This is a genomic window from Streptococcus dentapri (assembly GCF_042649885.1).
Lineage (GTDB): Bacteria > Bacillota > Bacilli > Lactobacillales > Streptococcaceae > Streptococcus > Streptococcus dentapri.
This window is the reverse complement of sequence record NZ_JBHSAC010000021.1, coordinates 20,873-27,782: the sequence shown is the minus strand read 5'-3', so window position 1 is coordinate 27,782 and position 6,910 is coordinate 20,873. Positions and strand designations below refer to the sequence as shown.

The 6,910-nt window shown below is 40.3% G+C and carries 5 protein-coding genes; all 5 read left to right on the top strand.

Annotation, left to right across the window (positions count from 1 at the left end; genetic code table 11):
• Window positions 1-69: 69 nt before the first annotated feature.
• The 5 genes from ACFOSE_RS02480 to ACFOSE_RS02460 all read left to right on the top strand — a co-directional run bounded on the left by ACFOSE_RS02480 (window position 70) and on the right by ACFOSE_RS02460 (window position 6,868).
• A complete protein-coding gene (locus ACFOSE_RS02480) occupies window positions 70-387 on the top strand; it encodes a hypothetical protein (RefSeq protein WP_380430062.1) in 318 nt (105 codons plus the stop codon).
• A gap of 106 nt (window positions 388-493) precedes the next feature.
• Complete coding sequence (locus tag ACFOSE_RS02475; protein ID WP_380430059.1) at window positions 494-670, top strand: hypothetical protein; 177 nt, start codon at window positions 494-496, stop codon at window positions 668-670.
• A 135-nt stretch (window positions 671-805) separates the two neighbouring features.
• Window positions 806-2,821: an ATP-dependent DNA helicase RecG gene (gene recG, locus ACFOSE_RS02470; protein ID WP_380430057.1), complete on the top strand. Its 2,016-nt coding sequence runs from the start codon at window positions 806-808 to the stop codon at window positions 2,819-2,821.
• A 239-nt stretch (window positions 2,822-3,060) separates the two neighbouring features.
• Window positions 3,061-4,689 carry a CHAP domain-containing protein gene (locus ACFOSE_RS02465; RefSeq protein WP_380430054.1) on the top strand — a complete coding sequence of 543 codons (1,629 nt, stop codon included), beginning with the start codon at window positions 3,061-3,063 and terminating at the stop codon, window positions 4,687-4,689.
• A 634-nt stretch (window positions 4,690-5,323) separates the two neighbouring features.
• Complete coding sequence (locus ACFOSE_RS02460; RefSeq protein ID WP_380430051.1) at window positions 5,324-6,868, top strand: peptide chain release factor 3; 1,545 nt, start codon at window positions 5,324-5,326, stop codon at window positions 6,866-6,868.
• Window positions 6,869-6,910 lie beyond the last annotated feature (42 nt).

Sequence of the window (6,910 nt, the reverse complement as noted above, 5' to 3'; positions counted from 1 at the left end):
AGTCTCCTTTAGGATTTCTTTTAGTGTAGAACACTTTATAAATTCTGTCTAGTTTAGTGTAACCTATTCATGGTTTGGGTATTGGCCTTAGAGGTCTCTATGTGGACGCTGCCCATCCTAGGGGAGCAGAAAGGCAGTACAGTTGGTGTCCGCCCTAGGACAGAGCTTCCTGATTTTGATGTATCCTCGATCAGAACGCCTGATTTGGCTTACGTGGATACGGAAGTGCTTCACCTTTCCCATCAGGCCGATGGGCCTGGCTTAGATAAAATCTCGGAAAAAATCTATAAAGACTATTTGTCGGAAATTAGAGAAAAATATTCTAGAGAGATTAAGATTTGCTCTAACCAGTTCCATGAACTAAACAGATTAGAGCTAGATGACTAATACATTTTGGAGGTTCCTGCCAATAATGCAGACCTTCCTGATATCCAACGCTATAAGGATATTGCATCAGAGTATGATGTGACATTACGATTCACGGAGGAATAATATGTTTGATTTGAAACCAGAAATAAAACAATCTTTAATAGATATGGATTTTATCAAACAGTTTGAAAAACTATCAGAAGATTATGCGGATGCAATTCGAGAAGTAATACAATTGGAGATATCCAAAGTAACTTATTCAATATTAGGAAGAATGGCGATATCATTATCCATCAGCTAGACGATACGACTCAAAAAATGAAATGAGAGTTAAAGTAATGTTCAGAGATAGATATAAGACGATGGAGCTCCCCATTACAGATTATTATAGTGTCGAAATTCGTCAGATTAAGGTTCTTTTTGTTATAATGAATCTATGTTATTGCAAGAACCAATTGCAGCACTCAAAGGGTTTGGTCCCAAGACTGCAGAAAAATTTACCAAGCTAGGTCTCTATATCGTTAAAGATTTATTGCTTTACTACCCTTTTCGCTATGAGGATTTCAAGTCCAAGTCTATTTTTGAATTGGTAGATGGTGAAAAAGCAGTGATTACTGGTACCCTAGTCACGCCTGCTAATGTTCAGTACTATGGCTTTAAACGTAATCGTCTCTCTTTCAAAATGAAACAAGGAGAAGCGGTCATAGCTGTTAGCTTTTTTAATCAACCCTACTTGGCTGATAAACTTGAGCTGGGTAAGGAAGTTGGTGTTTTTGGTAAATGGGATGCTGCTAAGTCAGCTGTTACAGGAATGAAGATTTTAGCTCAGGTGGAAGATGATATGCAGCCAGTTTATCATGTAGCTCAGGGAGTATCACAAACTTCCTTGATTAAAGCTATCAAATCAGCTTTCGATAGTGGAGCTTTGGAAGAATTAGAGGAGAATGTTCCTTCTATCCTGTTAGAGAAGTACCGCCTCATGGGGAGGCAAGAAGCCGTACGGGCCATGCATTTTCCTAAAGATTTAGCAGAATATAAACAAGCCCTGCGCCGGATCAAATTTGAAGAACTCTTCTATTTCCAGCTCAATTTACAGGTGCTGAAAACTGAAAATAAGGCAGAAAGTAATGGTTTGGCTATTGCCTACGATGGTGAAAAAATCAGAAAAAAAATATCAAGTCTCCCTTTTACTCTGACAGAAGCCCAAGAGTCTAGTCTGACAGAAATACTAGAGGATCTGCAATCGGGGCGCCATATGAACCGTCTACTGCAAGGAGATGTTGGATCAGGTAAGACTATCATTGCCAGCTTAGCCATGTATGCTGCTTATACAGCAGGTCTGCAATCGGCTCTGATGGTACCGACCGAAATTTTAGCTCAACAACATTTTGAAAGTCTGCTCAATCTCTTTCCAGATTTAAATGTTGTTCTTTTGACTTCGGGAATGAAACCTGTGGTTAAGCGTGCAGCCCTTTCAGGAATAGCCGATGGAACGGTCGATATGATTGTGGGAACCCACTCCTTGATTCAAGACGCAGTTCAGTATCATAAGCTAGGTCTCGTTATTACAGACGAACAACATCGCTTTGGGGTTAATCAGCGCCGTATTTTTCGTGAAAAGGGAAGTAATCCTGATGTCCTTATGATGACGGCTACACCTATTCCACGGACTCTGGCCATTACTGCCTTTGGCGAAATGGATGTTTCGGTTATTGATCAGATGCCAGCTGGGCGCAAACCTATCATCACGCGCTGGGTTAAGCATGAACAATTAGAGACCGTGCTGACTTGGCTCCAAACAGAATTAGATAAAGGTGCTCAAGCCTATGTCATTTCGCCCTTGATTGAAGAGTCAGAAGCTCTGGATTTAAAAAATGCAGTCGCCCTCCATGAAGAATTGGTCGCATTTTTTGGTGATGATTGTGCTATCAAACTGATGCACGGACGGATGAAGAATGATGAAAAAGAACAAATTATGCAGGATTTTAAGAATAAGAGATCCCAAATATTAGTATCCACGACTGTTATTGAGGTCGGGGTCAATGTTCCTGATGCAACCGTCATGATTATTATGGATGCTGATCGCTTTGGTCTCAGTCAGCTGCACCAACTCCGGGGGCGTGTCGGCCGTGGTTCTAAACAATCTTATTGTATTCTGGTAGCCAATCCCAAAAATGAAGTTGGGAAAAGACGTATGACAGCCATGTGTGAAACAACAGACGGTTTTGTTCTCGCCGAAGAAGATTTAAAAATGCGGGGTTCCGGCGAAATATTTGGCACCCGTCAATCGGGCATTCCAGAATTTCAGGTGGCTGATATTGTAGAAGACTATAATATTTTAGAGGAAGCTCGGAGGGTTGCTAGTCAAATTGTTTCAGATGAAAATTGGCAAACAGATCCGAAATGGGAAGTGCTCACCCAAAATCTTGATAGGCATAAAGAACTTGATTGAAATCCTAAATATTTAAAGAGAGTGATGATTATTTTTTCTTAACGAGAGAGGTTTCAGACAGATTTTTCGAATAGATATTATAGAGGTCCATTTTTGGTATTTTTACCCATTGTAATCTTCAAAAGCCTAACATAAGTTTGCTCAGTGTAAATTATAATCATGCAATTAGAAAATACAGAAATTTTATGTTAGAATATTATCGGAAATTTTATTGTATTATTCAAAAAAGGGTGTAAATTGTGAAAAAAAATAAGCTAAGTACAGCAAGTCTATTATTGGTCTTGTTATTATCAAATTTGTCAGGGGTGGCTGTATTAGCCGAGGGAAGTGACTCTGCTTCTTCTCCTTCTTCAAATCAGGTTGACAAAAGCTCAGACTCCTCTTCTTCATCAAATGATGAAGAAGAGTCTAAAGATGAGCTGAAAGATAAATCATCCGAAGATTCGAACGATGAAGATGATACAAGTGCTTCTTCTAATCAACAACCAGAGACAGAGCTTTCAGAAGAAACTCCTGCTTCTTCAACTGATCAAGAAAATTCCCAGTTAACAAATTCGTCAACAAAAGACTCTGAAGATGAATCGAAAAAACCTTCAGAGTCTCAAACAGAACTAGATGCTGATAAGGATAGTGGTAAAAATAAAGAGAGCGATAAATCGCAATCTTCAAAATCTGAAAACCCCTCACAAGTCGATAGTAAGCGAACGAAAGTATCAGCAACTCCAAACTTAAATCAACCAATATGGCCTAATCAGTCCGCTTATGCTTGGCCAAATTATAATTTTTCTACTAGTTTTGACAGTAATTTATCATTTGATACAGGTCGTTTTGATTCTAGTGATCTAGATTCTGCAACAGTTAGTTCCGTAGCTTATGTAGAACACTGGTCGGGTGATAGTGCTTATACACATAATTTGCTTTCGCACCGCTACGGTATTACTGCTGAGCAATTAGATGGTTTCTTGCAATCAACAGGTATTGCTTATGATAGTCGTCGTATTAATGGAACTAAGCTATTGGAGTGGGAGAAAAAAAGCGGGCTAGATGTTCGTGCTATCGTTGCTATCGCTATAGCTGAAAGTTCTTTAGGGACACAAGGAGTAGCGGCCTCTAATGGCGCCAATATGTTTGGCTATGGAGCTTTTGATTTCTCACCTTCTAATGCGCAGAATTATAATGATGAAAGTGCTATTAGTAAGTTAACAAGTGAAACGATTGTTAAAAACAAAAACCTCACTTTTAAGGTACAGGATGATAAAGCGAAAAAATTAGCAGCAGGTCAGCTCAATTCTGTGGTAGATGGCGGAGTTTACTTTACAGATACTTCAGACACTGGTAAGCGTCGTGCGCAAACCATGCAAGATCTAGATCGTTGGATTGATCAACATGGCGGAACACCAGAAATACCTGCTGAGCTCCGTAATCTCAACGCCACGACCCTAGCAGCTGTTCCTGACGGCTTTTCAGTAAGTAAAGCTATTAATGCAAACACATATATTGCTGATACCTATCCTTGGGGAGAATGTACTTGGTATGTTTACAACCGCGCAAAAGAGTTAGGCTACAGTTTTGATCCTTACATGGGAAATGGTGGCGACTGGCAATTAAAGGCTGGTTATGAAACAACTCATGAGCCAAAAGTAGGTTATGCGGTATCTTTTGCTCCTGGTCAAGCTGGAGCTGACGGTACTTATGGTCACGTCGCCATTGTAGAAGAGGTGAAAGAAGACGGTTCGATACTCATTTCTGAATCAAATGCTATGGGACGTGGAGTGGTTTCTTATCGTACCTTTAACAAGGCACAAGCCGCACAGTTGACCTACGTTATCGGAAAAAATAGCCCTTTCCCTTATTACAAACCAGAGTAATTAGTAATTTTAGGCTTCTTTGATGACGTCGGACTATATCAGCATCAGCTAACATCTAGAGAAGATCAGATTGGTCTTCTTTTTTTGATGTTTATCATGCTCAAATACTTTTTGAAGTTTTCATTTTCCGAAAGTCAAAAGCCTTTCCCTTAATGATCCTGATGGGATTGTTAGCCTAGAGTTTGGAGTTAGTCTAAGAGAGTTTCAAGGCCTTCTCAATCTTGTCTCTATCTTTCAAAAAAGTCCTAAAAAGAAAACCAGAAGTCCATAGAGCTTGTAGTGCTACATGAGCTTATAAGGTAATGTTAGTAATTTTTCCATTTCCTTAAGTGGAATTCCGTATTCCTTCTGAAACCTACTTGCTCATCTGCTCTTGATAGTGAGTACATTTTGGTGCATCTTAGTCTAAACCGAGCTCTCAACTCCTTTTCAGTCCATACACTGATCAAGTTGCATTCCCTTACGCCCCTTTGTTTCGGACGAGTTCAGATTGATAAATCAGTTTGTTTTCGATATAATAAGAAGCATTGCAATGCTTCTTACATGTCTGGGATCCAAGGGTCCGTCTAATGTAAGATTTTAGACAGTTTAAAAGTTGTATTAAAAAGCATTTACCAAAAATTAAGGAAGAACAATGACTTTACAAGATGAAATTAAAAAACGCCGCACCTTTGCTATCATCTCTCACCCTGATGCTGGGAAGACCACGATTACTGAACAGCTGCTTTATTTTGGGGGTGAATTGCGTGAGGCTGGAACTGTCAAAGGGAAGAAAACAGGAACCTTTGCCAAGTCAGACTGGATGGATATTGAGAAGCAAAGAGGGATTTCGGTAACCTCGTCTGTAATGCAGTTTGATTATGCAGGGAAACGGGTCAATATCCTTGATACGCCAGGACATGAAGATTTCTCAGAAGATACCTACCGTACCTTGATGGCTGTGGACGCAGCTGTGATGGTTGTAGATTCGGCCAAGGGAATTGAGGCTCAGACCAAGAAACTTTTTGAGGTTGTCAAACACCGCAATATTCCCGTCTTTACTTTTATCAATAAATTGGACCGTGACGGTCGTGAACCCTTGGAGCTTTTAGAAGAACTAGAAGAAGTGCTGGGGATTGCCAGCTATCCCATGAACTGGCCTATAGGTATGGGTAAGGCTTTTGAGGGTCTCTATGATCTTTATAATGAGCGTTTGGAGCTCTATAAGGGTAATGAACGCTTTGCTTCTTTAGAAGAAGGTGATAAGCTCTTTGCTAGCAACCCTTTCTATGAGCAAGTTAAGGAAGATGTCGAATTGCTTCAGGAAGCAGGTAATGAGTTTTCTAAGCAGGCCATTTTAGATGGTGATTTGACGCCAGTATTCTTTGGTTCAGCTCTGACAAATTTTGGAGTTCAGACTTTTCTGAATACCTTCCTAGAGTTTGCACCAGAACCGCACGGTCATAAGACGACTGAAGGGGAGATTGTTGATCCACTTGATAAGGACTTTTCAGGTTTTGTCTTTAAAATACAAGCTAACATGGATCCACGCCATCGGGATCGCATTGCTTTTGTGCGTATCGTTTCAGGTGAATTTAAACACGGTATGTCAGTTAATCTGACCAGAACTGCTAAAGGGGTCAAGCTTTCCAATGTTACCCAGTTCATGGCAGAGAGCCGTGAAAATGTTGAAAATGCTGTCGCCGGTGATATTATCGGTGTTTACGATACAGGAACCTATCAGGTTGGCGATACTTTAACTGTTGGCAAGAATAAATTTGAATTTGAACCACTGCCGACCTTTACGCCAGAACTCTTTATGAAGGTGGCAGCTAAAAATGTTATGAAACAAAAGTCCTTCCATAAGGGGATTGAGCAGTTGGTCCAAGAAGGAGCTATTCAGCTCTATACCAACTATCAAACCGGTGAGTATATGTTGGGGGCTGTTGGTCAACTGCAATTTGAGGTTTTCAAGCACCGTATGGAAGGTGAATACAATGCTGAAGTTGTCATGACACCAATGGGTAATAAAACGGTTCGCTGGATTAGGCCAGAAGATCTGGACGAACGCATGTCTTCCAGCCGTAATATCCTAGCTAAAGACCGTTTTGATCAACCTGTCTTCCTCTTTGAAAATGACTTTGCTCTGCGCTGGTTTGCAGACAAATACCCAGATGTAGAGCTAGAAGAGAAGATGTAATATAAAAGAGACTGGGACAAAGGTCCAGCCTCTTTTGTTTTG

Excerpts from the sequence above, each read along its gene's own strand:
- ACFOSE_RS02480 (WP_380430062.1), top strand. The coding sequence starts at position 70 with ATGGTTTGGGTATTGGCCTTAGAGGTCTCTATGTGGACGCTGCCCATC.
- ACFOSE_RS02475 (WP_380430059.1), top strand. The coding sequence starts at position 494 with ATGTTTGATTTGAAACCAGAAATAAAACAATCTTTAATAGATATGGAT.
- recG (WP_380430057.1), top strand. The coding sequence starts at position 806 with ATGTTATTGCAAGAACCAATTGCAGCACTCAAAGGGTTTGGTCCCAAG.
- ACFOSE_RS02460 (WP_380430051.1), top strand. The coding sequence starts at position 5,324 with ATGACTTTACAAGATGAAATTAAAAAACGCCGCACCTTTGCTATCATC.